This window comes from Streptomyces sp. NPDC041814 (assembly GCF_055590565.1).
The window spans coordinates 469,890-496,783 of sequence record NZ_JBVJAM010000003.1; the positions used below are offsets into that span (position 1 = coordinate 469,890).

Here is a 26,894-nt window from a genome sequence, read left to right on the forward strand (position 1 = left end):
CGGCGGCCGGAAAAAACCCCGACGCCACGAGCGTACGATCGTACGCCTGGAGTGTACGCTCGTACCCATGACGGACTACTTCGCGGGCGATCCCCGTACGAACCACGAGCGGATGCTCGCCGGAGACCTGTACATCGCGGACGACCCGCAGATCGTCGAGGCCCAGAAGCGCGCCGTGCGGCTGGCCGCCCGCTATCTCGCCGCCTACGCCGAGGACCCGGACGCCGCGCAGCCGGTCGTCGCCGAACTCCTCGGCGGGCTCGGCGCGGGGGCGCACATCCGGCCGCCGCTGTACGTCGACTACGGCTCGTACATCACGGTCGGCGAGGACACGTTCATCAACTACAACCTCACCGCGCTGGACGTCGCGCCGATCACCATCGGCCGCGACTGCCAGATCGGGCCGAACGTCCAGCTGCTCACGCCGACGCATCCGGTGGAGCCGGAGCCCCGCCGGGACAAGCTGGAGGCGGCGCGGCCCATCACGATCGGCGACAATGTCTGGCTCGGTGGCGGGGCCATCGTGCTGGCCGGGGTGACCATCGGGGACAACAGCGTCATCGGCGCGGGAGCCGTCGTCACCAAGGACATCCCCGCCAACGTGGTCGCCGTGGGCAATCCGGCCCGGGTGATCCGTTCGATCTAGACGAGGGACAGCGCGTGGCGACCGGACAGAACGATCCCGAGCGGCGGGAGCGCATCATCACCGCCGCGCTCGACCTGATCGCGGCCGAGGGGGTCGCCGGGACCTCGCACCGCAAGGTCGCCGCGCGAGCCGGGGTGCCCCTCGGCTCGATGACGTACCACTTCGCCGGTATGGACGAGCTGCTGAGGGAGGCGTTCACGCGCTTCTCCAGCGGCATCGTCGCCGTCTTCGAGGAGCGCCTGGGCGCCGCCACCACGCGGGACGAGGCCCGCGAGGCGGTGGCCGATCTGGTCCACCATCTGTCCGGCGGCAATCAGCGCGAACTGGTCCTCACGCACGAGCTGTACACCCTCGCCGCCCGCAAACCCGCCTACCGCGAGCTGACCCGCGAGTGGATGCGCCGCAGCCGGGTCGCCCTGGAGTGGCACTTCGACCCGGCGACGGCCCGTCAGCTCGACGCGCTGATCGAGGGCCTTTCCATCCATCGGGCGCTGGAAACCGAACCGCACGACCGTGCCCTGACCGTCGAGGCCATCGCCCGCATCACGCGCGCCTGACGCGCCCACAGCCCCTGGCCGGCACCCCACCTGACCAAGGTGCCGGCCAGGCCACCTCTCACGCACCGGCCGCCCGGGCCAGCACGCACACCTGGGGCCACTTCGCGCCCGGGGTGGTCAGCCGGGCGGTGAGGGCGAACCCCGCCTCCTCCAGTTGTCCGGCAACGCGGTCGGCGGACAGCAGATGGATGGCGTACGCGAATCCGCCCGCCCGCTTCTCCGAGGTGTAGGGCTCCCCGTTCCCGGCGTGGAACCCCAGCAGCAGCCGGCCGCCGGGGGCCAGGACGCGGCGGAACTCCGCGAAGAGGACCGGGAGCCGGTCCGGCGGCGTGTGCAGGATGGACCACCAGGCGACGATCCCCCCGAGGCCGCCGTCCGGCAGCGCGAGCGCGTCCATCGTTCCGGTCTCGAAGCGCAGCTCCGGGTGGCGGCGCCGGGCGATGTCCACCATGCGCGGCGACACGTCCACACCGTGGACACTCAGCCCGAGGGCGGCCAGATGCGCCGTCACATGGCCCGGCCCGCAGCCGAGATCGGCGACGGGGAGCCCGCCGTCCGCGCGGACCTCCTCCGCGAACGCGCCGATCAGCGCGCGCCCCGGGACGTCCTCGGCGAAGAGGCCGGGGACGCGTACGGCGTAGTCCTCGGCGACGGTGTCGTAATAGGCGCGGGTCGCGTCGAGTTCGGTCATCCGTACGACCCTAAGGGGTGGTGGCGCCGGACGGTGCCGGGCACCCCGCGCGCCGGGGCGGTCACCGTCAGCTCCTGAACGCACGAGCACGCCCGACTGGCCACAGAGCGGGTCAATTGCCGTGCCGCAGACATTACTTGTTGCGCAAGACCCGGTCCGGCCAAGGCTTCCGACGCACACCTCTTGACGTGTCCCGGGTAACAGCGGAACCATCAACAGCCACCGGAGAGCGCTCTCTGAGCATCTCGCCGGACCGTTCGTCGCGTCACCCGCACCAACACCCAGGAGACGTACGTCCATGCACCTTCCCCCCACGGAAGCCCCCACCACACCCCCCACACCCACCTCCACCGCACCCTCCCGCCGCAGGCGCCGGGGCAGGGCCTTCGGGTTCGCCGCGTTCGCCGTGTCGCTGCTCATGGCCGTCCCCACGGCGCAGACCGCCTTCGGGCAGGACGCGCAGGCCGTCGAGGGCGGCGGCGATCTCGGCCCGAACGTCATGGTGTTCGACCCGTCGACGCCGGACATCCAGGCCAAGGTCGACGAGGTCTTCAAGAAGCAGGAGTCGGCGCAGTTCGGTGACGGCCGCTACGCGCTGCTGTTCAAGCCGGGCACGTACGACAACATCAACGCGCAGATCGGCTTCTACACCTCGATCGCCGGCCTCGGGCTGAACCCCGACGACACCACGTTCAACGGTGATGTCACCGTGGACGCGGGCTGGTTCAACGGCAACGCCACGCAGAACTTCTGGCGTTCGGCCGAGAACCTGGCGCTTAACCCGGTGAACGGCACCGACCGCTGGGCGGTCTCGCAGGCCGCACCGTTCCGCCGGATGCACGTCAAGGGCGGCCTCAACCTCGCCCCGAACGGCTACGGCTGGGCGAGCGGCGGCTACATCGCCGACAGCAAGATCGACGGACAGGTCGGCCCGTACTCGCAGCAGCAGTGGTACACCCGCGACAGCTCCATCGGCAGCTGGGGCAACGGCGTCTGGAACATGACGTTCTCCGGCGTCGAGGGCGCCCCGGCGCAGAGCTTCCCCGAACCGCCGTACACCACCCTCGACAACACCCCGGTCTCGCGCGAGAAGCCGTTCCTCTACCTGGACGGCGACGCCTACAAGGTGTTCGTCCCGGCCAAGCGCACCAACGCGCGCGGCGTCTCCTGGGGCAACGGCACCCCGCAGGGCGAGTCCATCCCGCTCGACCAGTTCTACGTGGTGAAGCCGGGCGCGAGCGCGGAGACGATCAACGCTGCGGTGGACCAGGGCCTGCACCTGCTGTTCACGCCCGGGATCTACCACGTCGACCAGACGATCGACATCGACCGCGCCGACACCGTCGTGCTGGGCCTCGGCCTGGCGACGATCGTCCCGGACAACGGGGTCACCGCCATCAAGGTCGGTGACGTGGACGGCGTCAAGCTGGCCGGGCTGCTCATCGACGCGGGCACCACAAACAGCGACACCCTGGTCGAGGTCGGCCCCGAGGGCGCCTCCGCGAGCCACGCGGACAATCCGACCAGCGTCCAGGACGTGTTCGTCCGGGTCGGCGGCGCGGGCGCCGGCAAGGCGACCACGGGCATGGTGATCAACAGCAACGACACGATCATCGACCACACCTGGCTGTGGCGCGCCGACCACGGCGAGGGCGTCGGCTGGGAGACCAACCGCGCCGACTACGGCCTCCAGGTCAACGGCGACAACGTCCTGGCCACCGGGCTGTTCGTCGAGCACTTCAACAAGTACGACGTCCGCTGGTCCGGCGAGAACGGCAAGACGATCTTCTTCCAGAACGAGAAGGCCTACGACGCCCCCAACCAGGACGCCATCCAGAACGGTGACATCAAGGGCTACGCGGCCTACAAGGTGGACGACTCGGTCAACACGCACGAGGGCTGGGGGCTCGGCAGCTACTGCTACTACAACGTCGACCCGAGCATCCGCCAGGACCACGGTTTCGAGGCCCCGGTGAAGGACGGCGTGAAGTTCCACGACCTGCTCGTCGTCTCGCTCGGCGGCCAGGGCCAGTACAACCACGTCATCAACGACACGGGTTCGCCGACCTCGGGTACGGAGACCGTCCCGTCACAGGTGGTGTCGTTCCCGTAATCCGCCGGCGGTACGGGGCTCCGGTCGCCGGAGTCCTCCGCCAGGACGCCCGCTCCGTCTTCCGACGGGGCGGGCGTCGTCGTGTCAGGGGCGGCCGCCCGCCATCAGGGATTCGAGCCCGGCCAGACCCTCCAGGACGAACATGCCCAGGCCGCGCACCCCGATGGTGTCGATCCAGCGCTCGAAGGCGACCTTGAAGACGGCGATCCCCGCCTCCGCCGCCAGACTCGCCGCCGGTTCACTGACGCCGCGGGCCCGCAGGGCCTCCCCCATCGCGGCGGCGAGCGACGCGAGCTTGACCAGCTCGCGTTCCTGGAGCTCCGCGTTGGCCGCGATGATCCGCTGCCGTTGCCTGGCCTGCGGGTGCCGCTCGTCCAGCACGGCCGCGGCCGCCTGGAGCCCCGCCGCCACGGCGTCGATCGGCGGCGCGGACGGCGGCGCCCCGGCGAGGCCGCTCACCAGGCGTTCCTGGAGCAGGGCGGAGCCCGCGAACAGCACCTCGCGCTTGTCCGCGTAGTGGCGGAAGAACGTGCGTTCCGTGAGCCCGGCCCGCTTGGCGATCTCGGTCACGGTCGTCTGCTCGTAGCCCCGCTCGGCGTAGAGCTCCATGGCTGCATGCTCCAGCCTGCCGCGTGCGTTCGGCTCCCATCGACCCATACGGCGAGTCTATGGGATGACAGTCACTGACATCAGAGTTAGGCTGATGACAGTCGCTGACATCAGGGGTCCGGCAGCGTTCCCGCCGCCCGGATCGTCAGCCTGTTCCAGGAGGTTTCCCATGCGTGTATTCATCACCGGTGCGTCCGGCTGGATCGGTTCCGCGGTCGTCCCCGAGCTCATCGGGGCCGGTCACCAGGTCGTCGGGCTCGCCCGTTCGGACGCCTCGGCAGAGGCGCTGGCCGCCGCGGGGGCCGAGGTGCGGCGAGGATCGCTGGACGACCTGGACGTGCTGCGCGAGGCCGCCGCCGACGCGGAGGGGGTGCTCCACCTCGCGTTCAAGCACGACATCGCGTTCTCCGGCGACTTCCAGGGCGCCACCGACGCGGACCGGAAGGCCATCGACGCCTTCGGGGACGCGCTCGCCGGCTCCGGCAAGCCCTTCGTCATCGCGTCCGGGCTCCTCGGACTGGCCCCCGGCCGGGTCGCGACCGAGGAGGACTGGCAGGCCGCCGACCCGGACGCGCCCGCCGGCGGTCCCGGCGGCCGCCAGGACAACGCGCGGGCGACGATCGCCCTCGCCTCCCGCGACGTCCGCTCGTCGGTCGTCCGGCTGCCCCCGACGGTCCACGGCGACGGGGACCAGGGCTTCGTGGCCTCCCTCATCGCCACCGCCCGCGCCAAGGGCGTCTCCGGTTACGTCGGCGACGGCTCCCAGCGCTGGCCGGCCGCCCACCGAACGGACGCCGCCCACCTGTTCCGGCTGGCCCTGGAGGACGCCCCCGCCGGCACCATGCTGCACGCGGCGGCCGAGGAGAGCGTCGTGCTGCGGTCCGTCGCCGAGACCATCGGCCGCCACCTCGGCGTCCCCACGGCCTCCGTCGCCCCCGAGGACGCGGCCGGCCACTTCGGCTGGCTGGCCGGCATGGTGAGCCTCGACTCGCCCGCCTCCAGCGCCCTGACCCGCGAACGCTTCGGCTGGAAGCCGGCCCGCCCCGGGCTCATCGAGGACCTGGACGAGGGGCACTACTTCGGCGCGCCGGGAGCGTGACGCCCGGGGGGTGTCCCACCGGCCCCCGACCGGCCGGACGTCCGCGGGACACCCCCTGACAACCGCCGCCCTCACTGATCGCGGCGGTGCACCGCGCACACCGCCACGCCCGCCGCGACCAGCGCCCACAGGACGCAGACGGCCCAGGCGCCCGCCTCCGACCACGGGTAGAGCTCGGCCGGGGGCCGCGGAAGGGCGCCGCCCGCCAGGCGTTCCCAGGCGCTGTACGGCAGGGTGTGCCGGAGCACCGCCGTCAGGTGGCGGCGGTCGCTGAGGACCATGGGGAGCAGGAGCAGCACCACCACGCACGCCACGACCGACGCTCCCGTGTGCCGGATCACCGTGCCGAGCGCGAAGCCCGTGAGTGCGGCGACCGGGGCGAGCAGCGCGGAGGCGGCGAGGACCTGGAGCGTTCCGGGGTCGCCGAGGGCCACGGAGGCGCCGCGTCCGGACAGGATCGCCTGGGTCGAGGCGAAGGAGGCGGCGGCGACGAGCACGCCGAAGGCCGTGGTGACGCCGGCGAGCACGAGGACCTTGGCGGCCATCACCGAGCGCCGGGCCGGCACGGCGGCGAAGGTCGTGCGGATGAGCCCGGTCCCGTACTCGCCGGTGACCGACACGGCGCCGACCGCGGCGAGCGCCAGGACCAGCACCAGGGCGGAGTTGTTGGTGAAGGCGTCGACCAGCGCCAGGCGGTGGCCGACGAAGAACTCCTGGCTGCCCTTGTCGTACTGGTACCAGTACTTGTAGTGGTCGTAGGCCGTACCGGCGTTGAACGCGACGACGGCCAGCGCGGCGAGCGCGTACAGCCAGGGCGTGGAGCGCAGCGACCACGTCTTCAGCCACTCGGCGGCGATCAGGTCGGTGAAGCGCGCGCGGGCCTCGACGCGCGTGACGGGGACGGCGGTCGCCGTGGTCATCGGGGGTCTCCTGCCGGGTACTGGACGCTGTCCGCGGTGATTTCCATGAACGCCTCCTCCAGCGAGGCGCCGAGCGTGGTCAGTTCGTGGAGCAGGACCCGGTGGCGCAGGGCGAGTTCACCGACGCGCTCCGCGGGGAGCCCGGTCACGACGAGCCGGTCGCCGTCCCCGGCCACCGAGGCGCCTTCGGCGGTCAGCAGCGGCGTCAGGTCCGCCGCGTCCGGAGTGCGTACGGTCACGCTGCGGCGGGCGGAGCGGGCGGCGAAGGCGCTCAGGCTCTCGGCCGCGATGAGCGCGCCGCGCCCGATGACGACGAGCCGGTCGGCGGTGTGCTCCATCTCGGTCATCAGGTGGCTGGAGACGAAGACGGTACGGCCTTCGGCGGCGAGCCGGCGGAAGAGTCCTCGCACCCACAACACGCCTTCCGGGTCGAGGCCGTTGAGCGGTTCGTCGAAGAGCAGGACGGGCGGGTCGCCGAGCAGGGCCGTGGCGATGCCGAGGCGCTGGCGCATCCCGAGCGAGAAGCCGCCGACGCGGCGGCGGGCCGCTGCCGCGAGGCCCACCTCTTCGAGGATCGCGTCGACCCGGGCGCGGGGGATGCCGTTGCTCCGGGCCAGCACGGCGAGGTGGGCGCGGGCGGTGCGTCCGCCGTGGACGTCGCCCGCGTCGAGCAGGGCGCCGACGTGGCGCAGTCCGCGCGGGTGGTCGCGGAAGCGGCGGCCCCCCACGGTGACCGTTCCGGCGGTCGGCTCGACCAGGCCGAGGAACATGCGCAGGGTGGTGGTCTTGCCGGCCCCGTTGGGCCCGAGGAAGCCGGTCACCTCGCCCGGCCGGACGGTGAAGGTCAGGTCGTCCACGGCGGTGGCACCGCCGTATCGCTTGGTCAGTCCGTTGACTTCGATCACGGTCCCCACTCTGCTGGCCGCGACCGGGCGGTGTCGTCGGGCCGTCGCTGACATCCGGACGGGCCGGACTGCACCCGTGGGTGTACAACCACGGTCCGATGCGCGGGGGTTCGGCGCTGGTTACGCTCTACTCATGTCCAGTTCACCGGTCCTGCCCCTGCTCAAGCGCGTCCCACCGGGTGCGTGGGTGGCGGCTGCCTGGTTCGCGGGCATGGTGCTCACCCTCCTCATGCGGGTCCGGCTGCCCGGCGAGCAGCGGGCGTCGGTCCTGCCCGGGGTCCTGCTCTACCGCTGGGACGGCCTGCTGACCAACGTGCTGTCCACGGCGATGCTCCTGGCGGGCTGCCGATGGCTCACCCGGCGCCCGCTGGGCGCCATGGCGCTGCTTCTCGCCGCTTCCGCGCTGGCCACGATGCCGCTCGGGGTGGCGGAGATACCCCTGGCGCAGTTCCTGGCCGTCGATGTCGCCCTGTACTTCACGGCCGCCGCCCGCCCGCTGCGCACGGGCGTCCTCGCCCTCGTCATGTCGGTCCTCGTCCTGGTCTCCTACGTGAGCTACCGGGTCCTCGCGGGATGGGCCGCCGGCACGTCGGCGGAGCTGGCCGTCGCCCTGGTGGCGGTCGTCGCGTGGCTGGTGGGCCGGTCGGTGCACGAGAGCCGCAAGCACGACGCGGACCTTAGGGCGCGGGCCACGGACCGGGCACTCGTCGCCGAACGGCTGCGCATCGCCCGCGAGATGCACGACGTGGTGGCCCACAGCGTCGGCATCATCGCCCTCCAGGCGGGCGCCGCGGCCAGGGTCGTGCACACCCAGCCGGACGCCGCACGCGAGGCGATGAGCGCGGTGGAGGCGGCGGGCCGGGAGACGTTGTCGGGGCTCCGCCGGATGCTGGGCGCCCTGCGGGAGACCGGGCCCGGCCAGGACGCGGCGGGACGCGAGGACGCGCCGTTGCGCCCCGCCGAGGGCCTGGCGGACATCGACCGGCTCGCCCGGGCCACGACCGCCGCCGGGGTCCGGGTCGGGGTGGACTGGCGGGGTGAACGGCGCCCGCTGCCTCCGGAGTTGGAGCTGTCGGCGTTCCGGATCGTCCAGGAGTCGGTGACCAACGTCGTGCGCCATGCGGAGACCGACGCCTGCCGGGTTCGCGTCGAGTACGGCGACGAGGAGCTGACCGTGGAGGTCACGGACCGGGGCCGGGGCGGGGGCCAGGACACGGGGCGCGGCGCCCCCGGCGCGGCCTCCGGGTTCGGCCTGGTCGGCATGCGGGAGCGGGTGGCCCTGCTGCACGGCGAGTTCAGCGCCGCCCCGGCCCCGGGCGGAGGCTTCCGGGTCACCGCCCGCCTGCCGGTGCCCGCGTCGGAGGCGGTCCCCGCGCCGGAGCGTGCTCGGGAGGCGGCCCCCGTGCCGCCGGAGCCGGAGCCGGAGCCGGTTCAGGGAGCGGCGACATGAGCGGCGAGCAGCCCGGCGCGCCCGTCGGCCCCGCCCAGGACGTGGGCGGCGGGGCGGCTGCCCCTCCCCCGGTCCGCGTCGTGCTCGCGGACGATCAGCCGCTGGTGCGGACCGCGCTGCGCATGGTCATGGCGGACACCCCGGACATCGAGGTGGTCGGCGAGGCGGGGACGGGGGAGGAGGCGGTCGGGCTGACCGCCCGGCTGGCTCCGGACGTCGTCGTGATGGACATCCGGATGCCCGGCATGGACGGCATCGAGGCCACCGAGCGGATCGCCGCTCAGGGCGGCGCGGCGCACGTGGTGGTCCTGACGACGTTCGATGACGACGACTACGTCTACGGCGCCCTGCGCGCCGGTGCGGCCGGGTTCCTGGTCAAGGACATGGCGCTGGACGACATCCTGGCGGCGGTCCGGGTGGTGGCCTCCGGAGACGCCCTGATCGCGCCGAGCGTCACCCGGCGGCTGATCAAGGAGTTCGCGGCCCGTCCCGCGTCCACCCCGTCTCCCCCGGCGCCGCTGACCGCGATCACCGAGCGGGAGCGTGAGGTGCTGGTGCTGGTCGGCAGCGGGCTCTCCAACGCGGAGATCGCGGAGCGCCTGGTCATCAGCGTCGCCACGGCGAAGACCTACCTGACCCGCCTGCTCGCCAAACTGGGGGCGCGGGACCGGGTGCAGCTCGTCATCATCGCGTACGAGGCGGGGCTGGTGTCCCCGGGGCGGTGACGGCGGGGGCGGACGGCGACGGCCCGACGCGGACGCCCCCTACAGCCAGCCCTTCTCCCGCGCCACGCGGACCGCCTCGGCGCGGTTGCGGGCGGCCAGTTTCTGGATCGCCGTGGAGAGGTAGTTGCGGACGGTGCCCTGGGAGAGGTGGAGGGCGGTGGCGATCTCCGCGTTGGTCGAGCCGTCCGCGGCGGTGCGCAGGACCTCGCGTTCGCGATCGGTCAGCGGGTTCGCGCCGTCGGCGAGGGCGGCGGCCGCGAGGCCGGGGTCGATGACGCGTTCACCCGCGAGCACCTTCCGTACCGCTTCCGCGAGCTGGGAGGCGGGGGCGTCCTTGACCAGGAAGGCGTCGGCGCCCGCCTCCATGGCGCGGCGCAGATAGCCGGGCCGGCCGAACGTCGTGACGACGACGACCTTCACGGCCGGCAGGGCGTCGCGGAGCCGGGCGGTCGCCTCGATGCCGGTCATGCCGGGCATCTCGATGTCCAGGAGGGCCACGTCGACGGAGTGTTCCCGGGCCGCCGCCAGGACCTCGTCGCCGCGGGCGACCTGGGCGACCACCTCGATGTCCGGTTCCAGGCCGAGGAGCGCCGCCAGGGCCTCGCGCACCATGGACTGGTCCTCCGCGAGGAGAAGTCTGATCATGCTCATTCCGCGGATCCTAGGCCGGATTCGAACGGGACACTGAGGACCATGGTGAAGCCTTTGCCCGAACGGGGCTGGGTGGCCCGGGTGGTGAGGGTGCCGTCCACCGAGGCCAGGCGTTCGGTGAGGCCGGTGAGGCCGTTGCCGGGGGTCGTTCCGGCGGCGCCCCGGCCGTCGTCGGCGACGGTGAGTTCGAGTACCCGCCCGCCCAGTGTCTGACGGGGCGTCAGGGTCACCATGCAGCGGTGCGCACCACTGTGGCGTACGACATTGGTGACCGCCTCCCGCAGCCCCCAGGCGAGCACCTCCTCCGCCTTCTCGGGCAGCCCGTCGGGGATGTCGGCCGGGACGGCGGCGTCGACTCCGGCGGCGGCCAGCGCGGTGCGGGCCCCCGCCAGTTCGCCGGGGAGGGTCGGCCGGCGGTATCCGGTGACGGCACTGCGTACGTCCACCAGGGCCTGGCGGCTGACCTGTTCGATGTCCGCGACCTGGGCGGCCGCGAGATCGGGCCGGTCGGGGAGCATCCGGCCGGCCAGCTCGCTCTTGAGGGTGATCAGCGACAGGGAGTGGCCGAGCAGGTCGTGCAGGTCGCGGGCGAGACGCAGGCGCTCCTCGTTGGCGGCGAGCTGCGCGACGGTGGCCCGGGCCTCGCGCAGCTGGATCGTGGTGCGGACCATCTGCCGTACGCCGGTCATCGCGAAACCGCCCAGCAGGGCCGGGAAGACCAGGGCGGTGACGGTCTCGCGCGGGTCCTCCAGGGTCGCCCCGATGCCCACCAGGACGGCGGTGACGACGGGGATCAGCCACCGCGCGGTCCGCATCGGCATCGTGGCCCCGGCCGACACCGCCACGTACACGAAGAGGACCAGCCAGGGCGTGCCGAACGTCAGCGACAGCAGGACCGCGAGGGCCCCGAGGAAGGCGAGCGACGCCCGCACCCGGAAGGGGTCGAGCGCCTTCGACGTGTGCCGGAAGACCAGGACCAGGTAGGCGCCGACGAAGACCAGCAGCCCGAGGACGCCCAGCGCGGTCGCCCACGGGGTGTGGTTCCCGTCGGCGAGGTCCTTGACCGGCGCGCTCATGAAGGCGAGCCAGATGCCGATCCACAGCAGCTTGATCCCGGCCTGCCGGGCGGTCGCGGGCGGCCGCCCGAGCCCCACCGACATCTCGTCGTCGTTCACGCCTTCAAGGTGTCCTTCCGGTAGAGCCAGGCCGCGCCGCCCGCGAAGAGCAGGAAGTAGCCGCAGAGGACGGCGATGTCCCTGGCGTGCGGCGCGCCGCCCATCTCGACGGCCTGGCCGAGTGCAGCGTACGCGTGCGTGGGAAGCCACTCGGAGATGTTCTGGAGCCACTGCGGGAAGGTCGCGCTGGGCATCCAGAGGCCGCCGAGGATGGAGAGCCCGAAGTAGATGATCATCGTGACCGGGCGGACCGCGTCCCCGCTGGTGAGGTAGCCGATGGCGACGCCGAGCGCGGCGAAGACCAGGGAGCCGGCCCAGATGACGCCGGTCAGCGCGAACCATTGCCAGACGTCGAAGCGGACGTGTTTGACCGAGGCGGCGACGAGGAAGACCACGACGATGCAGGGCAGGGTGACGATGGCTGCTCCGGCGATCTTCGCGAGGACGTAGCCCCGGCCGGGCAGCGCGGTCAGCCGCAGCTGGCGCACCCAGCCCTTCTCGCGCTCCTTCGCGATGCGCTCGCTGTTGCCCATGAGGACGGCCGTCAGCGCGCCGAAGGAGGCCATGGAGACCATGAAGAAGGACTGGAGGGTCAGATCGGTGTGCGGGATCGTGTCGGTGTCGTTCCGGGTGCCGGAGATCAGCAGGTAGATCACCGACGGGTAGATGACCGAGAAGAACATGAACTTCTTGTTCCGCAGGGTCCGGGTCACTTCGAGCCGGATCAGAGTGTTCACGAGTTCCTGGCCTCCTCGGCCTCGGTGATGGCGACGAAGGCCTGTTCCAGGCCGAGTCCGGCGACTTCCAGCTCGCGCGGGTAGAGGCCGAGGCCGTAGACCGCGTGGACGGTCGCGTCCGCGTTGTGCGACTGGATGCGCACCCGCCGCCCGTTGATGTCGAGCGTGGAGAGGAACGGCAGGGCGCGCAGGGCCGCTTCGTCGATCGCGCCCTCCAGCTCGAAGGCGATCCGGCGGGCCCCGGCCTTCGCCTTGATCTCGGCCGCGGTGCCGTCGGCGAGGAGGCGGCCCTTGTGCAGGACCAGGACGCGGTCGGCGATCGCGTCGGCCTCTTCCAGGTAGTGCGTGGCGAACAGGACGGTACGGCCCTGCTCGGCCTGCTCGCGCATGGTGGCCCAGAACGCCTGGCGGGCGGTGACGTCCATGCCGGTCGTCGGCTCGTCGAGGACGATCAGGTCGTTGGCGCCGGCGGTGGCGAGCGCGAACCGTACGCGCTGCTCCTGGCCGCCGGAGAGTTTGTTGACCATCCGGCCGGCGATCGACGCGATGCCCGCCCGGGCCAGCACGTCACCGACGGGGTGGGGGCGCGGGTGCAGGTCGCAGGCGAGCCGGACCAGTTCCTCCACGGTGACGTCCTCCATCAGGCCGCCGCTCTGCAGCATGGCGCCGACCCGGCCGGCCCTGATGGCCTCCTGCGGGGTGGTGCCGAAGAGGCTGACGGTGCCGGAGTCGGCGCTGCGCAGGCCGAGGAGCAGGTCGAGGGTGGAGGACTTGCCGGCGCCGTTGGGGCCGAGGAGGGCCACGGTCTCGCCGGGACGCAGGTCCAGGGTGAGCCCGTCGACGGCGCGTACGTCCCCGTAGACCTTGCTGACCTGGTCGAAGCTGACCACCGCGGTCCTCGTCGCAGTCGCTCCGGTGGCTGTCGTTGTCATGCGTCCAGCCTGGCGGACCGGGGTGCGCGCGCGGCAGGGTCAGCGGTCGTGGATCCGGGATGACAGATGTCATGTGCCGGGGGTGATGGACGTACGGGGGCCGGTGCCCGGCAACGCCGCCGCCCCCGACCGGGAGCCGGTCGGGGGCGGGCGGGCTGTGGTGCGGGCGGGTCAGCCGTTGCCGTCGAGGTCGATGGTGACCGTGCGCTCGGCGGGGGTCTTCCCCATCAGCGCGCCCTTCATGGCGTAGGCCACGTCGTCCGCGCTGAGCTGGTGCTTCTTGCCGTCGCCCTTGGTGATCATGACGCCGTCGAAGACACCGGCGCAGAGCCGGTCGATGGCCTTCTTGTCATAGACGTCGACCAGCTTCCCGTCGACCGCCTTCATCGACAGGATCTGCGGCAGGGACTTCGCCGGGCCGAACGGGATCTCCTTGCCGCCGGCCCTGATGGTGATCAGGCCGGACATCGCGGGCTCGGCGAACTCCTTCATCGCCCGGTCCAGTTCGGCCTGGGTGATGGTGGGTTCCTTGGTGACCACGGGCAGTTCGACGGTCCGGGCGCTGCCGGTCTCGACCTGGGCACGGTACGCGTCCCGGACGGAGCCCATCGACTTGTTGACGTCGATCGCCTTGCCGGGCTTGCCCGGTACGGCGACGGCCTTGCCCGGCTCGAACCGGATCGTGCCGTCCTTCACCGTGCCGGAGTCACCGGCCAGGTCCTGGAGCGCGACGCCCAGCTTCTCCTCGTCCACCGGAAAGACAGGCTCGACGGTCCGCGCGCCGCCGAAGAGCGAGCCGATGACGGAGACCGGGTTGTAGTCGCTGCCGGCCGCGGCGCGCACGGTGGCCTGGCTGTCCAGGGAGAGCCCGGCCTTGTCCGGGGCGAGCTGCGTCTCCTTGCCGTCCACGGTCAGCTTGAGCGGGGTCGCGGCGCGCTTGGCGAGCGCGGCGTCCAGCTTCTCGACGCCGTCCTCCTTGGTGCCGCCGCCGATGTCCACGCCGAGGACGGTGGTGCCCTTGGGTACGTCGGAGTGGTTCATCAGGAGCCCGGCACCGTACGCGACACCGAGCAGGCAGACGACCGCCACACCGAGCAGGACCAGCTTCGAGCGGCCCTTCTTGGCGGGGGCCGCCTTCGGCGCGGGCCGGGCCGCGGCGGCCGGCTTCGGCGCCGTGCTGCCCGGGCCGCCGGGCCCACCGGGTCCGCCAGGTCCACCGGGCCCGGTGCCCATCGGGTCGCCCGGGACGTTCCGGCCGCCGGGCACGACGGGGATGCCGCTGTTCAGGGTGTCACCCGAGACGTTGCCGCCCGAGGCCCCCGGGGGCGGGGCGAACTGCGGGGTGAGGATGGCGGTGTCGTCGGACATGCGCTGCGGCGCACCGGCCTGCCCGGGGCCGCCCGGGGTCAGCGGACCGGGGCCCGGCGGGAACGGACCGGGGCCGGGCGGGAAGGGGCCGGGGCCGTCGAGGTCCGGGGTGAGCGGCGAACTGCCGGTGGCCGGGCCCGTGGTGGGGCCGGCCGGGCCGGGGGTACGGACGCCCAGGTCAGGGGTGGAACGCGGGCCGCCGGGCCCCTCCGGGGCGTCGTTCCGCGGCCCGTCCGAGAAGTACGGCAGATCGGTACGGGGGCCGGACGGCGGGGAGACACGGCCGGGGCCGGTGGGGGCGCCGGGACCGCTCGGGGCGCCGGGACCACCCTCGCCGCCGACACCGCCGGCCCCACCCGTGACACCAGCACCGCCAGGCCCCCCGGCACCCGGTGCGGGGAAGCCCGCGCCGTCCGTGTCGCCGGGACCGCCGCCCGTCGGGGGCTTCCCGGCCGCCGGGGGCTTGCGCGGGGCGAACCAGTCGCTGCCGCCGCTCTTCTCCTTGGCCGGCTTCCCGGACTCCGCGTCCTCGCCGGCCTCCGCGGCCGGTGCCTGGGGCGTCTGCGGTGCGCCGCCCGGCGCGGAGGCGTCCGGACGCGGGGCCGAGCCGGTGCGCTCGCCCTCGCCCTCGGCGTCGCTCATGGGCGTACGCATGACAACAGGCGGGATGGGACGCGAGCCCGGGATGTTGATCCGGATGCGCGTCGTCAGCGTCGTCTCGGTCTTCGGCTCATCGGGCCGGTCCGCGCCGCCGGGTTCCTGGGACCCTTCCGGGGCGTCCTGCGACGGGTGCGTCGACGGATACTGGCGGGATCCGTACGGCGGCGTACCCGAGGGGTACGCGGCTCCTCCGCGACCCTGGGGCCCGGAGGACGAACTGTCAGTTTCACGACTCAAAGCAGGTTCTCCCGATTGGCTCCGCCGCCCGTACTTCCCCCGTGCCGCAGCCCGGGCGCGCGAACCACCATACTGGCCGCCGCCGGCACACACCCCGCCACCGGGGGAAACGACTGCGCACCCCCCGGACGGACAGGGGGCATTACGGGATCGGACGGAGCACATTACTTGGCAGGTCGGCCGCTTTCGGCCCGCTGCCCGGACGATCGCGACATGGTGGCGCAGATCACAGCGATGGCCATTCCGCCCAGCATGAAGAGCCCGAGGCCAAGCGCGTCACCGAAGACATAGTCCCCTTCGGGGCGCCCACTGAGCAGAAAGATGACCGAAATCAGCCACCCCGCCGCCGGAGCCACGGCGCCCGGCTGGGTGCCCGTCAGCGTGCGCCCGCCGTAGAAGAGGCCGGCGGCTGCCGCCAGGGCGAGCAGCAGCCCCCCGGGGAACCAGGCGGCCTGGACGAGCGTTCCGGCGATGCCCACGACGGCGCCGACGACCACGAGCCCGAACAGCGCGGCGATCCGGGCGGGGTTGAGGGGTGCGGCCAGACCAGTGGCCGGAACGTCCTTCTTCTGTGCACCCGTCCGGTCGCCGCCGGCCCGTGCCCTGCTGCTGCCGCTCACCGGTCCGCCCCCGGCACACCCGCGAAGAGGTCCTGTTCGCGTTCACCCGCCGGAGCGCCGGGCGTGCCGTCGGCCAACTCGTAGTACTCCGTGGTGAACACCGGCTGCCCCAGGTCGTTCGACAGGGCGAAGTAGCGCCCCTGGACGGCGACCTGGGTGGCGTGCGCCCGCATCGCGGCGGTCTTCGCGCCCTCGTACCCGGCACCGTCGATCACGGTGGTGATCCGGTCCTCGTCCACCACACCCGGTACGTCGCCGATCGCGGCGATCCCCGGGAACGCGTCCGGGGCCTCGGCGCGCAGCGCGGCGAACCCCTCCTCGGCGACCGGGCGCGGCACCCGGTTCCAGTAGACCTTCGCGACGGCGTGCGGGGCGCCGGAGCCGGGCCGGTACGCGGCGTCGGCGGCCAGCTCCGCGGCGCGGGTGGCGACCCGGTGGGCCTGGATGTGGTCGGGGTGGCCGTAGCCCCCGTCGGGGTCGTACGTCACCAGGACCTGGGGGCGCACCTCGCGGATGACGTCGGCGAGGTGTCCGGCGGCCTCGTCCACGTCGGCGGACCAGAAGGCGCCGGGGCGGTGATTCTGCTCGGCGCCCATCATCCCGGAGTCCCGGTAGCGGCCGGGGCCGCCGAGGAAGCGGTGGTCGGTGACGCCCAGCTCCTTCATGGCCGCCGCGAGTTCACCGATGCGGTACGGGCCCAGGGCGTCGTCGCGGTCGGCGGCGAGGTGGGCGAGCGAGGGCGGGATGATCTCGCCCTCCTCGCCGAGCGTGCAGGTCACGAGCGTGACCAGGGCGCCCTCGGCCGCGTACCTGGCCATGGTGGCGCCGTTGTTGATCGACTCGTCGTCCGGGTGCGCGTGCACCAGGAGCAGCCGCCGGGCGGGAAGGTCCGTCATGGGACCAGCCTACGAGCCCGCGGGACGGCCGCTCGCCGACGGGTGACCCGCTCAGAACTTGATGCCGCCGATCATGCCCGCCACGTTCGTCGTCAGCTCGGAGATGGTGGGTGCGATGGACGAACTGGCGAGATAGAAACCGAGCAGCGCGCAGACGACCGCATGTCCTCCCTTCAGTCCGGACTTCCGGATCAGCAGGAAGACGATGATCGCCAGCAGCACCACCGCCGAAATCGAGAGCGCCACGGCGGTTCACCTCCATCTGTACGGTCGGGACGGGCAGCACGCATGGAGCCAGCAGGTTCATACCCACCGAGCGCTACGGATCATAACTATCCGTGGCAACGCATTGTTCGGGTCACAGCAGCACGAGGGGCGCACGGACGGGCGCTGCCGATAGGTTCGGGCGCATGACTTCGTCAGAGATCACGTTTCCGCTCCAGCTGGCCCGGACCATGAGATTCACCCTTGGGGCACCGCGTGCGTTCACGGTGTCACCCGACGGTGGACGCGTGGTCTACCTGCGCTCGGGTTCGGGTACGGACCGCTCCGGGCAGCTCTGGGCGCTGGACCTGGACGAGGGCTCCGGACCGCGAGAACGCCTGGTGGCCGATCCGCGGGCGCTGCTGGGCGGGTCACAGGAGCGTCTGTCGGCGCAGGAGCGCGCCCGGCGGGAGCGCAGCCGCGAGGGCTCCTCGGGGATCGTGGGCTACGCCCTGGACGGGGCCGCCGAAACGGCCGCGTTCGCGCTGTCGGGGAAGGTCTACGTCGCGGATCTGGGCGCGGGCACGGCGCGCGCGCTGCCCGTTCCCGGCCCGGTGATCGATCCGCGCCCCTCCCCGGACGGGCGACACGTCGCCTATGTGTCCAAGGGTGCCCTGCGCGTGGTCGGGGTGGACGGCGAGGCGGACCGGGCGCTCGCGGAGCCGGAGGACGCCCATGTCACGTACGGGCTGGCGGAGTTCATCGCGGCCGAGGAGATGAGCCGCAACCGGGGCTTCTGGTGGTCGCCGGACTCCGCCCGGCTGCTGGTGGCCCGGGTGGACGACAGCCCCGTGCGGCGCTGGTGGATCGCCGACCCCGCGCACCCGGGGCAGAAGCCGGCGGAGGTCGCGTACCCCGCGGCGGGCACGCCCAACGCGGAGGTCGGGCTCCATGTCGTGGACCTGGACGGCAAGCGCACCGAAGTGGTGTGGGACCGGGCCCGGTTCCCGTATCTGGCGCGGGTGCACTGGTCCTCGTACGGGGCTCCGCTGCTCCTCGTCCAGGCCCGGGACCAGCAGAGCCAGCTGTATCTGGCGGTGGACCCGGAGACCGGGGCGACCCGGACCGTTCACGCGGACGAGGACCCGGTCTGGCTGGAGCTGTTCCCTGGGGTGCCCGCGTGGGCGCCGGACGGGCGGCTCGTGCGGATCACGGACGAGGGCGGGGCGCGGCGGCTCGCGGTCGGCGACCGGACGCTGACCGGGGGCCAGTTGCACGTCCAGGCGGTGCTGGACATCGGGGACTCCGACGTCCTGGTGTCGGCGTCGGCGGGCGAGGAGGCGGCCGCGCCGGAGACCGGCGAGACCCACGTCTACCGGGTCAACGAACTGGGCGTCGAGCGGGTCTCCGAGGGCGTGGGCGTGCATACGGCGGTCCGGTCGGGCCGGGTGACGGTGCTGGTCTCGGCGACGCCCGAGCACCCCGGGCCGAGGGCGCGGGTGCTGCGGGACGGCAAGGAGATCGCCGTCGTGGAGAGCCGTGCGGAGCGCCCGGTGCTGACCGCGCGGCCGGTGCTCACCGAAGGGGGCGCACGGCGGATTCCGTGCGCCGTGCTGCTCCCCACCGGGTACTCGGAGTCGGACGGTCCGCTTCCGGTCCTGATGGACCCGTACGGCGGACCGCACGGGCGCCGGGTCGTGGCCGCCCACCATCCGCATCTCACCTCGCAGTGGTTCGCGGACCAGGGCTTCGCGGTGGTCGTGGCGGACGGACGGGGGACGCCCGGCCGCTCACCGGCCTGGGAGAAGGCGGTCAAGGGCAATCTGACCCTCGGCCTCGACGACCAGGTGGAGGCCCTGCACGCGCTCGCGGAGCGCTTCCCGCTGGACCTGGGCCGGGTGGCCGTCCGGGGCTGGTCGTTCGGCGGCTTCCTGGCAGGGCTGGCCGCGCTGCGACGGCCGGACGTCTTCCACGCGGCGATCGTGGGCGCCCCGGTCACCGACCAGCGGCTCTACGACACCCACTACACCGAGCGCTACCTGGGCGACCCGGCACGGAGCCCGGAGGTGTACGCGTACAACTCGCTGCTCACCGACGAGGGGCTGTCGCACGCGGCCGAGCAGGCGCGGCCCATGATGATCATCCATGGTCTGGCGGACGACAACGTGGTCGTCGCGCACGCCCTGCGGCTGTCCTCGGCCCTGCTCGCCGCGGGGCGGCCGCACGAGGTGCTGCCGCTGAGCGGGGTGACCCACATGACCCCGCAGGAGAAGGTGGCCGAGAACCTGCTGCTGCTCCAGGTCGACTTCCTGAAGCGGTCGCTGGGGATCTGAACTACCAGCCGGGCGGCGGCTGCGAGGGCGGCGGGGGCGGGCCGAAGCCGCCGCCCTGCGGGTAGCCGTAGCCCGGCCCCTGCCCGGGATGCGGGGGCGTGGCCGGTGCGGGGCCCCAGCCCGGGCCGCCGCCGGTCCAGGGGTCCTGGCCCGGGGCGCGGACCGGGCCCGGCACGGCGAGGGCGATCAGCGCGGCCAGGGCGGCCAGCACCTGGAAGACCGTGCTGAGCAGGCTGAGCTGGAGCTCGGTGGACAGCTGGTCGAAGTGCTGGAGCGTCTCGTAGTGGACCATCCGGACCACCCCGAACACCCCGCCGGGCAGCAGCACCGCCCCGGCGACCAGACCGAACGGGCGCGCGTGCGGGGCCCGGGCCACGGCGCTGATCCCCGCGGCCACGCACAGCAGGGCCAGCGTCACGGTGGCCCAGCCGGGCGGCGGCCCGGTCAGGTACTGCCCGATCCGGTCACCGCCCACGTACCAGTCGGGGAAGAGCTCCGGAATCCGGACCATCTGGCGGATCTCCCAGGCGATCAGCACGGCCCCGGCGGCGCACAGCGCCAGGAAGGCAAGCACGCCCGAGCCCGGGCCCGGACCGGCCGGCGTCCGCTCGTAGGAGTCGACGGGCGGACGGCGGCCCGCACCGGCGGCGATGATCATCGCGGCGGCCGCGGCAACGGCGACGAAGGCGCAGATCAGGGCCCGCGAGCGCAGGTCGTCGGGGTACGCGGACTCCATCCGGCGGGTCCCGATGGTCCAGAGGCCGGGGAGCCGCACCGCGAGGGTGACCACACCGGCGACGACGAGCGCGGAGGCGGCGGACGCGGCACGCAGGGCGGCCACGGTGACGGCGACGTACACCACGAACAGGATGAGGTCCGTGCCCGAGGTGGCGGGGAGGGCCCGCGTGGGGGTCTCGTCGTACAACCCCGACCAGTAACGCCACAGTTGGCCAAAACCTGTCGCGTCGACGTCTCGTATCAGCCAGCCCGCGGTGATCACCGCGAGCACGGCGGACAGGACGGCTCCGGTGACTCTTGCTCCGCGGGTGAGTATCACACCGGTGATACTTCCGTGCGTCCGCCCTCCGGACAAGAGGGCCCGCACCGCCGCCCGTACGGCGACCGGCCGGGGGGCGTCACACCCCACCGGCCGGTTCCACGGCACCCGCACGGCCGTACGCTGTCGATGATGCCGCGTCCGTATATCGGGGACGTTGCCCGCGTGTTAACGCCGCGTCAGACCGCCCGGCTGCTCCCGGACGGCGGGGGCGGGCCCTCGTCGCGGTCCGCCGGTCCGGGCCGCTCCCCGGCCTCCGCCGCCTCCGCCTCCGCGGCCTCCGCCGCCCGCGCGGCCGCCTCCCCCTGGCCGCCCTCCCCCGGCACCGAGTCGAGGGTGCCCTCCGGCGGGACCACTCGCTTCTCCTCCGCGAAGTGGCACGCGGAGGGGTGCCGCGCGGGGGTGTCCACGTCCTGGAACGCCTCCGGGACCGCCAGCAGCGGCACCTCCAGCTCGCACCGCTTCTGGGCCTTCCAGCAGCGGGTGCGGAAGCGGCAGCCGGAGGGCGGGTTGGCGGGCGAGGGCACGTCGCCGTGCAGGATGATCCGCTCGCGGAACTCCCGCGCCGCGGGGTCCGGCACCGGCACGGCGGAGAGCAGCGCCTGCGTGTACGGGTGCGTGGGGTGGTCGTAGATCTCCGCGTCGGTGCCGATCTCCACGAACCGGCCCAGATACATCACGCCGACCCGGTCGGAGATGTGCCGCACGATGGAGAGGTCGTGCGCGATGAAGACGTAGCTCAGGTTGAACTCGGCCTGGAGCCGGTCCAGCAGGTTGACGACCTGTGCCTGGACGGAGACGTCGAGCGCGGAGACCGGTTCGTCGGCGACGATGATCTCCGGGTTGAGCGCGAGGCCGCGGGCGATCCCGATGCGCTGGCGCTGACCGCCGGAGAACTGGTGCGGGTACCGGTTGATGTACTCCGGGTTGAGCCCGACGACGTCCAGGAGCTCCTGCACCTTGCGGCGCCGGCTGCCCTTCGGGGCGACCTCGGGGTGGATCTCGTACGGCTCCCCGATGATGTCGCCCACCGTCATGCGCGGGTTGAGCGAGGTGTACGGGTCCTGGAACACCATCTGGATGTTGCGGCGCACGGCCTTCAGCGCGCGGCCGGACAGCTTGGTGATGTCCTCGCCCTTGTACCTGATGGCCCCGGCCGTCGGCTTCTCCAGCTGGACGAGCAGCCGGGCGACCGTCGACTTGCCGCAGCCGGACTCCCCCACGACGCCCAGCGTCTCACCGGCCGCGAGGTCGAAGGTGACCCCGTCGACGGCCTTGACCGCGCCGACCTGCTTCTTGATGAGGACGCCCTGCGTGAGCGGGTAGTGCTTGATGAGGTCGCGCACCTCCAGGATCGGTTCGCCGCCCGCGTACGCGCTCTCCCGGCGCGACTTGGACAGCAGGGTGCGCGCGGTCTCGCCCTCCTCGCGCGCTTCCTTGCGCCCCGAGTGGTCAGCGTGCATCGAGCGTCTCCTTCCAGAAGTGGCAGGCGCTCTTTCGGTGCTCGGACACGTCGTACAGCGGTGGCACGTCGGTGCGGCAGACGTCCTGGGCCATCGGGCAGCGCGGGTTGAAGGCGCAGCCGGGCGGGATGTGCAGCAGGTTGGGCGGCAGGCCCTTGATCGCGTACAGCTCCTGGCCCTTCTGGTCCAGGCGCGGGATCGAGGCCAGCAGACCCTTGGTGTACGGATGGGCGGGCGCCTTGTAGATGTCGTGCACGGGCGAGGTCTCCACGATGCGGCCCGCGTACATCACGGCGATCTTGTCGGCGACGTCCGCCACCACGCCGAGGTCGTGGGTGATGAGGATCAGGCCCATGTTCAGTTCGCGCTGGAGCTCCGCGAGGAGGTCCATCACCTGGGCCTGGACGGTCACGTCGAGGGCGGTGGTGGGCTCGTCCGCGATGATCAGGGAGGGCTCCAGGGCGAGCGCCATCGCGATCATGATGCGCTGGCGCATGCCGCCGGAGAACTGGTGCGGATAGTTGCCCACCCGCTCCTTGGCGGCCGGGATGCGGACCCGGTCCATCAGCTCGATGGCCTTGGCCTTCGCGTCCTTACGGGACATCCCGCGGTGCACGACGTACATCTCGCCGAGCTGTTCGCCGACGGTCAGGACGGGGTTGAGGGAGGACAGCGCGTCCTGGAAGATCATGGCCATCTCCTGGCCGCGGATCTTCCGGCGCTCCTCCTTCCTCATCTTCAGCAGGTCGCGGCCCTTGAACAGGATCTCGCCCTGCGGGATCTTCCCCGGGGGCATGTCGAGGATGCCCATGACCGCCTGTGCGGTGACCGACTTGCCGGAGCCGGATTCGCCGAGCACCGCGAGCGTCTCGCCCTCGGCCACCGAGTAGTTGACCCCGTTGACGGCCTTCACGACCCCGTCCCGGGTGTGGAACTCCACGTGCAGATCGCGCACTTCGAGCAACATGGCAGCGGACTCCTCAGCGCAGCTTGGGGTCGAGGGCGTCGCGCACCGCGTCGCCGAGCATGATGAAGGCCAGCACCGTCACCGCCAGCGCGCCGGCGGGCCAGAGGAGCATGTGCGGGGCGTTGCGGATGTACTGGGACGCGGCGGAGATGTCGATGCCCCAGGAGACGGCGGGCGGCTTCAGGCCGACGCCGAGGAACGACAGGGTCGCCTCCAGCGAGATGTACGTGCCCAGCGCGATGGTCGCGACGACGATGACCGGGGCGACGGCGTTCGGCGCGATGTGGCGCAGCATCATCCGGCCGTTGGACGCGCCGAGGGCCCGGGCCGCCTGGACGTAGTCGTTGTGCTTGGCGGTGATGACGGAGCCGCGGGCGATGCGGGCGATCTGCGGCCAGCCCAGCAGGACGATGAAGCCGATCACCGGCCAGACCGTGGAGCTGGTCACCACGGACAGGAAGACCAGGCCGCCGAGGACGACGGGGATGCCGAAGAAGATGTCGGTGAGCCGGGACAGGACCGCGTCCCACCAGCCGCCGAAGAAGCCGGCGAGGCCGCCGAGGACGCTGCCGATCAGGGCGACGCCGAGGGTGGAGCAGATGCCGACGGTGACGGAGTTGCGGGCGCCGTAGACGACGCGGGTGTAGACGTCGCAGCCCTGTCCGTCGTAGCCGAAGGGGTGGCCGGGCTGGGAGCCCTGCTGGGCCTTGCCGAGGTCGCAGTCGAGCGGGTCGCCGGAGGCGATGAGCTGCGGCCAGATCGAGATGACCACCAGGAACAGGATGATCAGCGCGGAGATGATGAAGACCGGGTTGCGGCGCAGGTCGCGCCAGGCGTCGGACCACAGGCTCTGCGGTTTGGTCTCCGGCCCGGTCCCCTCGGGTCCGCCGGGGGTCTTCTCCAGGCTGTCGCCCTCCGCGAGCGCGAGGTCCGTGGGCCCGCCGGCTCCGGCGGCCGAGATCGCCTCGTCCGGTGTCTGCTCAGGCATAGCGGATCCTCGGGTCGAGTACGGCGTAGAGGAGGTCGACGATCAGGTTGGCCGCCAGGAAGACCAGCACCAGGACGGTGACGAAGCCGACGACGGTCTGCGAGTTCTGGCGCAGGATGCCCTGGTAGAGCTGGTAGCCGACGCCATGGATGTTGAAGATCCGCTCGGTGACGATCGCCCCGCCCATCAGGGCGCCCACGTCCGTACCGATGAAGGTGACGACGGGGATCAGCGAGTTGCGCAGCAGGTGGCGGATGACCACGCGGCGCCGGGGCAGCCCCTTGGCGGTCGCGGTGCGGACGTAGTCGGCGCGGGTGTTCTCGGCGATCGAGGTCCGGGTGAGCCGGGTGACGTACGCCAGGGAGACGGAGGCGACCACCAGGCCCGGGATGAGCAGCTCGTTCAGGGGGGCCTCGGGCGAGACGGACGGCTTGATGACGCCCCATTCGACGCCCAGGAGCAGCTGGAGCAGCAGACCGGTGACGAAGGTCGGGATCGAGATCACGACCAGCGTGAGGATGAGGACCGTGGTGTCGACCGGCCGGCCGCGGCGCAGCCCGGTGACGACGCCGAGGCTGATGCCGATGACGATCTCGAAGACGATCGCGACGAGCGTAAGGCGGATGGTGATGGGGAACGCGGTGCCCATCAGCTCGGTGACCTTCTGCCCGTTGAACGCGGTGCCGAAGTCGCCGGTGAAGACGTTGCCCATGTAGGTGAGGTATTGCTGCCACACCGGCTTGTCGAGGCCGAATTCCGAGCGGAGTTGGGCGGCGGTCGCCGGGTCGCACTGGCGGTCGCCGCAGAGACCCGCGATGGGGTCACCCATCACGTTCACCATCAGGAAGATCAACAGCGTGGTGCCGAAGAAGACCGGGATCATCTGCAGCAGCCGCCGGATCACATAACGTCCCATGAAGGGCTCCGGGGGTCGCGGGGGACGGAGGCTCGGGAGTCGGGGGACGGGGAAGCCGGGCGGCCGGTGCGTCACCGCACGGGTCGCCCGGCTTCGTCCCTTACTTGACCTTGATCTGCTCGTACACCGGGACGCTGAACTGGTTCAGCGAGACGTTGGTGACGTTCTCCGAGTAGCCGGCGCTGCCGTTCTGGTACCAGAGCGGGATGACGGGCATCTGCTCGACCATGACCTTCTCGGCGTCCTGGAAGGTGGAGACGGCCTTGGCCTTGTCGGACTCGGCGTTGGCCTTGTCCACGAGGTCGTCGAACTGCTTGTTGCTCCACTTGCCGTCGTTGGACGAGGCGTTGGTGTAGTACACGGGCTGCAGGAAGTTCTGGATGAGCGGGTAGTCCATCTGCCAGCCCGCGCGCCAGGCGCCGTGCAGCTTCTGCTGGGAGACCTGGCTGCGGAAGTCGGCGAAGGTGCCGACGGGGGCGCCCACGCACGCCTTGTTATTGCCCATGACCTTGTTGATGCTGTTGCAGACGGCGTCGACCCACTCCTTGTGGGAGCCGGTGTCGCCGTTGTACGAGATCTTGAGCTGGCCGCCGGGGATGCCGCCGCCGTCCTCGATCATCTTCTTCGCCTCGGCGGCGTTGTACGTGCACTCCTTGCCGCAGAGCCCCTTCTTGAAGCCGCCGTCCTCGCCGAGGACCGGAGACGTCCAATCGGAGGCGGGGGTGCGGGTCTTCTGGAAGATCTGGTCGGTGATCTGCTGGCGGTTGATCGCCATCGACAGGCCCTGGCGGACCTTGACGGCGCCGGCGGTGTCCCAGTTCTTGTCGTAGAAGGGGAAGGCGAGGGTCTGGATGATGCCGGCCGGGGTGTTGATGTAGCGGTCGCCGAGGTCCGACTTGACGTTCTTGAGCTGCGAGGCGGGCACGTCGTCCACGAGGTCGAGGTTGCCGGCCGTCAGGTCGGTGTAGGCGGTGTTGTTGTCGGTGTAGACCTTGAGGTCGATGCCGCCGTTCTGCGCCTTGTCGTCCCCGGGGTAGTCGTCCCACTTGCGCAGGCTCATCGAGGAGCCCTTGGTGTACTTGTCGATGGTGTACGGGCCGTTGCCGACGGGCTTGGAGAGCCAGCCGGCGTGGTCGGTGTAGAAGGTCTTGGGGAGCGGGGCGAAGGCCGGGTAGCCGAGGGTGTCGGGCCACAGCGAGAACTTCTGCGACAGCTTGACCGTGAAGGTCTGGCCGTCCACGACCTTGAGGCCCGAGAGCTTGGTGGCGCTGGCCTTCCCCGACTCCGGGTGGACCTTGTCGTAGCCGTCGATGTAGCCGAAGAAGTAGGCGTTCTTCTGGTTGTTCTTCAGGAGGGCGCCGTAGTTCCACGCGTCCACGAAGGACTTGGCGGTGATCTTCTCGCCGTTGCTGAAGGTCCAGCCGTCCTTCACCGTGACGGTGAAGTTCTGGTTGTCCTTGGTCTCGATCTTCTCCGCGAGCATGTTGGTGGCCTCGCCGGTCTTCGGGTCGTACTTCTTCAGACCCCGGAAGATCATGTCGAGGACCTTGCCGCCCTGCACCTCGTTCGTGTTGGCCGGCTCCAGCGGGTTCTGCGGGTCACCCCAGGACGAGCTGACGATCCCGTCGGCGCCACCTCCACCGCCACCGCTGTCGCCCCCGCCGCAGGCCGTCGCCGCCAGGGCGACGGCCGCCGCGCATGCGGCCCACTTGACGTGTGTGGCTCCGCGCATGGAGTGCCTCCTCATTGTGCTCCGGCTTACGTGAGGTCAAATATCACCTCAGAACGGTGCGTATGCATATCTACTCCGCCCATTCGGGCGCGCCGACACCCCTCCGGGCACCCGCGAACACGCCCGGACACCGGATTCCGGACGCGTACACGACACCCAGACGGAGCTCCCCACCCCGCCTGACGAGCGACGAAGCAATAACGGCGGGACAACGAACCGGCATCGACCGCATAGCACCACATC

Annotated in this window: 25 protein-coding genes; 7 read left to right on the forward strand and 18 right to left on the reverse strand. The window is 71.9% G+C overall.

Features of this window, described 5'->3' with window-relative positions:
• The first annotated feature begins 67 nt into the window (after positions 1-67).
• The gene (locus ACZ6C6_RS11790; protein WP_147970729.1) at positions 68-646 is read left to right on the forward strand and encodes a sugar O-acetyltransferase; all 579 of its coding nucleotides are present in this window, start codon (positions 68-70) and stop codon (positions 644-646) included.
• Between the two features lie 14 nt (positions 647-660).
• Complete coding sequence (locus ACZ6C6_RS11795; RefSeq protein WP_365680168.1) at positions 661-1,203, forward strand: TetR/AcrR family transcriptional regulator; 543 nt, start codon at positions 661-663, stop codon at positions 1,201-1,203.
• A 58-nt stretch (positions 1,204-1,261) separates the two neighbouring features.
• Here ACZ6C6_RS11795 and ACZ6C6_RS11800 read toward each other — a convergent pair whose 3' ends face one another.
• Positions 1,262-1,894 (reverse strand): class I SAM-dependent DNA methyltransferase, encoded by a 633-nt coding sequence (locus tag ACZ6C6_RS11800; RefSeq protein WP_469201611.1) that lies wholly within the window; start codon positions 1,892-1,894, stop codon positions 1,262-1,264.
• A 298-nt stretch (positions 1,895-2,192) separates the two neighbouring features.
• On the opposite strand from ACZ6C6_RS11800, the gene ACZ6C6_RS11805 reads away from it, so the two are divergent.
• A complete protein-coding gene (locus tag ACZ6C6_RS11805) occupies positions 2,193-4,007 on the forward strand; it encodes a coagulation factor 5/8 type domain-containing protein (RefSeq protein ID WP_469201613.1) in 1,815 nt (604 codons plus the stop codon).
• 84 nt (positions 4,008-4,091) lie between these two features.
• On the opposite strand, the gene ACZ6C6_RS11810 is transcribed toward ACZ6C6_RS11805, so the two are convergent.
• A complete protein-coding gene (locus ACZ6C6_RS11810; protein ID WP_469201615.1) occupies positions 4,092-4,664 on the reverse strand; it encodes a TetR/AcrR family transcriptional regulator in 573 nt (190 codons plus the stop codon).
• Between the two features lie 121 nt (positions 4,665-4,785).
• On the opposite strand from ACZ6C6_RS11810, the gene ACZ6C6_RS11815 reads away from it, so the two are divergent.
• Positions 4,786-5,715, forward strand: a complete 930-nt coding sequence (locus ACZ6C6_RS11815; protein ID WP_469201617.1) for an SDR family oxidoreductase — start codon at positions 4,786-4,788, stop codon at positions 5,713-5,715.
• 71 nt (positions 5,716-5,786) lie between these two features.
• On the opposite strand, the gene ACZ6C6_RS11820 is transcribed toward ACZ6C6_RS11815, so the two are convergent.
• The gene (locus ACZ6C6_RS11820) at positions 5,787-6,635 is read right to left on the reverse strand and encodes an ABC transporter permease (RefSeq protein ID WP_469201619.1); all 849 of its coding nucleotides are present in this window, start codon (positions 6,633-6,635) and stop codon (positions 5,787-5,789) included.
• Positions 6,632-7,540: an ABC transporter ATP-binding protein gene (locus ACZ6C6_RS11825; protein WP_469201621.1), complete on the reverse strand. Its 909-nt coding sequence runs from the start codon at positions 7,538-7,540 to the stop codon at positions 6,632-6,634. Before ACZ6C6_RS11825 ends, ACZ6C6_RS11820 begins: the two co-directional genes overlap by 4 nt.
• Before the next feature lie 133 nt (positions 7,541-7,673).
• On the opposite strand from ACZ6C6_RS11825, the gene ACZ6C6_RS11830 reads away from it, so the two are divergent.
• The gene (locus tag ACZ6C6_RS11830; protein WP_469201623.1) at positions 7,674-8,990 is read left to right on the forward strand and encodes a sensor histidine kinase; all 1,317 of its coding nucleotides are present in this window, start codon (positions 7,674-7,676) and stop codon (positions 8,988-8,990) included.
• Positions 8,987-9,715 (forward strand): response regulator, encoded by a 729-nt coding sequence (locus ACZ6C6_RS11835; protein WP_469201624.1) that lies wholly within the window; start codon positions 8,987-8,989, stop codon positions 9,713-9,715. The genes ACZ6C6_RS11830 and ACZ6C6_RS11835 overlap by 4 nt, the downstream gene beginning before the upstream one ends.
• A gap of 39 nt (positions 9,716-9,754) precedes the next feature.
• On the opposite strand, the gene ACZ6C6_RS11840 is transcribed toward ACZ6C6_RS11835, so the two are convergent.
• From ACZ6C6_RS11840 to ACZ6C6_RS11875, 8 genes are all read right to left on the reverse strand, one after another.
• A complete protein-coding gene (locus ACZ6C6_RS11840; RefSeq protein WP_469201625.1) occupies positions 9,755-10,366 on the reverse strand; it encodes a response regulator in 612 nt (203 codons plus the stop codon).
• Positions 10,363-11,541 (reverse strand): sensor histidine kinase, encoded by a 1,179-nt coding sequence (locus ACZ6C6_RS11845; protein WP_469201627.1) that lies wholly within the window; start codon positions 11,539-11,541, stop codon positions 10,363-10,365. Before ACZ6C6_RS11845 ends, ACZ6C6_RS11840 begins: the two co-directional genes overlap by 4 nt.
• Complete coding sequence (locus tag ACZ6C6_RS11850) at positions 11,538-12,278, reverse strand: ABC transporter permease (RefSeq protein ID WP_469201629.1); 741 nt, start codon at positions 12,276-12,278, stop codon at positions 11,538-11,540. The genes ACZ6C6_RS11845 and ACZ6C6_RS11850 overlap by 4 nt, the downstream gene beginning before the upstream one ends.
• On the reverse strand, positions 12,275-13,210 hold the full coding sequence (locus ACZ6C6_RS11855; protein ID WP_469201631.1) for an ABC transporter ATP-binding protein: 936 nt from the start codon (positions 13,208-13,210) through the stop codon (positions 12,275-12,277). The genes ACZ6C6_RS11850 and ACZ6C6_RS11855 overlap by 4 nt, the downstream gene beginning before the upstream one ends.
• A gap of 171 nt (positions 13,211-13,381) precedes the next feature.
• Positions 13,382-15,475 (reverse strand): peptidoglycan binding domain-containing protein, encoded by a 2,094-nt coding sequence (locus tag ACZ6C6_RS11860; RefSeq protein WP_469201633.1) that lies wholly within the window; start codon positions 15,473-15,475, stop codon positions 13,382-13,384.
• Positions 15,476-15,639: 164 nt separating this feature from the next.
• Positions 15,640-16,095 carry a DUF6113 family protein gene (locus ACZ6C6_RS11865; protein ID WP_469201635.1) on the reverse strand — a complete coding sequence of 152 codons (456 nt, stop codon included), beginning with the start codon at positions 16,093-16,095 and terminating at the stop codon, positions 15,640-15,642.
• The gene (mshB, locus tag ACZ6C6_RS11870) at positions 16,092-16,991 is read right to left on the reverse strand and encodes an N-acetyl-1-D-myo-inositol-2-amino-2-deoxy-alpha-D-glucopyranoside deacetylase (protein ID WP_469201637.1); all 900 of its coding nucleotides are present in this window, start codon (positions 16,989-16,991) and stop codon (positions 16,092-16,094) included. Before mshB ends, ACZ6C6_RS11865 begins: the two co-directional genes overlap by 4 nt.
• Before the next feature lie 51 nt (positions 16,992-17,042).
• Positions 17,043-17,237 carry a hypothetical protein gene (locus ACZ6C6_RS11875; protein WP_018100847.1) on the reverse strand — a complete coding sequence of 65 codons (195 nt, stop codon included), beginning with the start codon at positions 17,235-17,237 and terminating at the stop codon, positions 17,043-17,045.
• Between the two features lie 209 nt (positions 17,238-17,446).
• On the opposite strand from ACZ6C6_RS11875, the gene ACZ6C6_RS11880 reads away from it, so the two are divergent.
• Positions 17,447-19,528, forward strand: coding sequence for a S9 family peptidase (locus tag ACZ6C6_RS11880; RefSeq protein WP_469201853.1), 2,082 nt, complete (start codon positions 17,447-17,449; stop codon positions 19,526-19,528).
• Between the two features lies 1 nt (position 19,529).
• Here ACZ6C6_RS11880 and ACZ6C6_RS11885 read toward each other — a convergent pair whose 3' ends face one another.
• The 6 genes from ACZ6C6_RS11885 to ACZ6C6_RS11910 form a co-directional block, all read right to left on the reverse strand.
• The gene (locus ACZ6C6_RS11885; protein ID WP_469201639.1) at positions 19,530-20,585 is read right to left on the reverse strand and encodes a hypothetical protein; all 1,056 of its coding nucleotides are present in this window, start codon (positions 20,583-20,585) and stop codon (positions 19,530-19,532) included.
• Positions 20,586-20,764: 179 nt separating this feature from the next.
• The gene (locus ACZ6C6_RS11890; RefSeq protein ID WP_469201641.1) at positions 20,765-22,048 is read right to left on the reverse strand and encodes an ABC transporter ATP-binding protein; all 1,284 of its coding nucleotides are present in this window, start codon (positions 22,046-22,048) and stop codon (positions 20,765-20,767) included.
• Complete coding sequence (locus tag ACZ6C6_RS11895; protein ID WP_469201643.1) at positions 22,038-23,015, reverse strand: ABC transporter ATP-binding protein; 978 nt, start codon at positions 23,013-23,015, stop codon at positions 22,038-22,040. Before ACZ6C6_RS11895 ends, ACZ6C6_RS11890 begins: the two co-directional genes overlap by 11 nt.
• A gap of 13 nt (positions 23,016-23,028) precedes the next feature.
• Positions 23,029-24,003 (reverse strand): ABC transporter permease, encoded by a 975-nt coding sequence (locus ACZ6C6_RS11900; RefSeq protein WP_469201645.1) that lies wholly within the window; start codon positions 24,001-24,003, stop codon positions 23,029-23,031.
• Positions 23,996-24,919, reverse strand: coding sequence for an ABC transporter permease (locus ACZ6C6_RS11905; RefSeq protein WP_365677975.1), 924 nt, complete (start codon positions 24,917-24,919; stop codon positions 23,996-23,998). The genes ACZ6C6_RS11900 and ACZ6C6_RS11905 overlap by 8 nt, the downstream gene beginning before the upstream one ends.
• Before the next feature lie 100 nt (positions 24,920-25,019).
• Positions 25,020-26,651: a peptide ABC transporter substrate-binding protein gene (locus tag ACZ6C6_RS11910; protein ID WP_469201647.1), complete on the reverse strand. Its 1,632-nt coding sequence runs from the start codon at positions 26,649-26,651 to the stop codon at positions 25,020-25,022.
• Positions 26,652-26,894 lie beyond the last annotated feature (243 nt).

Bases quoted from the DNA above. Each gene is read 5' to 3' on its own strand.
- ACZ6C6_RS11790 (WP_147970729.1), top strand. From the start codon at position 68: ATGACGGACTACTTCGCGGGCGATCCCCGTACGAACCACGAGCGGATG.
- ACZ6C6_RS11800 (WP_469201611.1), bottom strand. From the start codon at position 1,894: ATGACCGAACTCGACGCGACCCGCGCCTATTACGACACCGTCGCCGAG.
- ACZ6C6_RS11805 (WP_469201613.1), top strand. From the start codon at position 2,193: ATGCACCTTCCCCCCACGGAAGCCCCCACCACACCCCCCACACCCACC.
- ACZ6C6_RS11810 (WP_469201615.1), bottom strand. From the start codon at position 4,664: ATGGGTCGATGGGAGCCGAACGCACGCGGCAGGCTGGAGCATGCAGCC.
- ACZ6C6_RS11815 (WP_469201617.1), top strand. From the start codon at position 4,786: ATGCGTGTATTCATCACCGGTGCGTCCGGCTGGATCGGTTCCGCGGTC.
- ACZ6C6_RS11820 (WP_469201619.1), bottom strand. From the start codon at position 6,635: ATGACCACGGCGACCGCCGTCCCCGTCACGCGCGTCGAGGCCCGCGCG.
- ACZ6C6_RS11830 (WP_469201623.1), top strand. From the start codon at position 7,674: ATGTCCAGTTCACCGGTCCTGCCCCTGCTCAAGCGCGTCCCACCGGGT.
- ACZ6C6_RS11835 (WP_469201624.1), top strand. From the start codon at position 8,987: ATGAGCGGCGAGCAGCCCGGCGCGCCCGTCGGCCCCGCCCAGGACGTG.
- ACZ6C6_RS11840 (WP_469201625.1), bottom strand. From the start codon at position 10,366: ATGAGCATGATCAGACTTCTCCTCGCGGAGGACCAGTCCATGGTGCGC.
- ACZ6C6_RS11855 (WP_469201631.1), bottom strand. From the start codon at position 13,210: ATGACAACGACAGCCACCGGAGCGACTGCGACGAGGACCGCGGTGGTC.
- mshB (WP_469201637.1), bottom strand. From the start codon at position 16,991: ATGACGGACCTTCCCGCCCGGCGGCTGCTCCTGGTGCACGCGCACCCG.
- ACZ6C6_RS11880 (WP_469201853.1), top strand. From the start codon at position 17,447: ATGAGATTCACCCTTGGGGCACCGCGTGCGTTCACGGTGTCACCCGAC.
- ACZ6C6_RS11890 (WP_469201641.1), bottom strand. From the start codon at position 22,048: ATGCACGCTGACCACTCGGGGCGCAAGGAAGCGCGCGAGGAGGGCGAG.
- ACZ6C6_RS11895 (WP_469201643.1), bottom strand. From the start codon at position 23,015: ATGTTGCTCGAAGTGCGCGATCTGCACGTGGAGTTCCACACCCGGGAC.
- ACZ6C6_RS11900 (WP_469201645.1), bottom strand. From the start codon at position 24,003: ATGCCTGAGCAGACACCGGACGAGGCGATCTCGGCCGCCGGAGCCGGC.
- ACZ6C6_RS11905 (WP_365677975.1), bottom strand. From the start codon at position 24,919: ATGGGACGTTATGTGATCCGGCGGCTGCTGCAGATGATCCCGGTCTTC.
- ACZ6C6_RS11910 (WP_469201647.1), bottom strand. From the start codon at position 26,651: ATGCGCGGAGCCACACACGTCAAGTGGGCCGCATGCGCGGCGGCCGTC.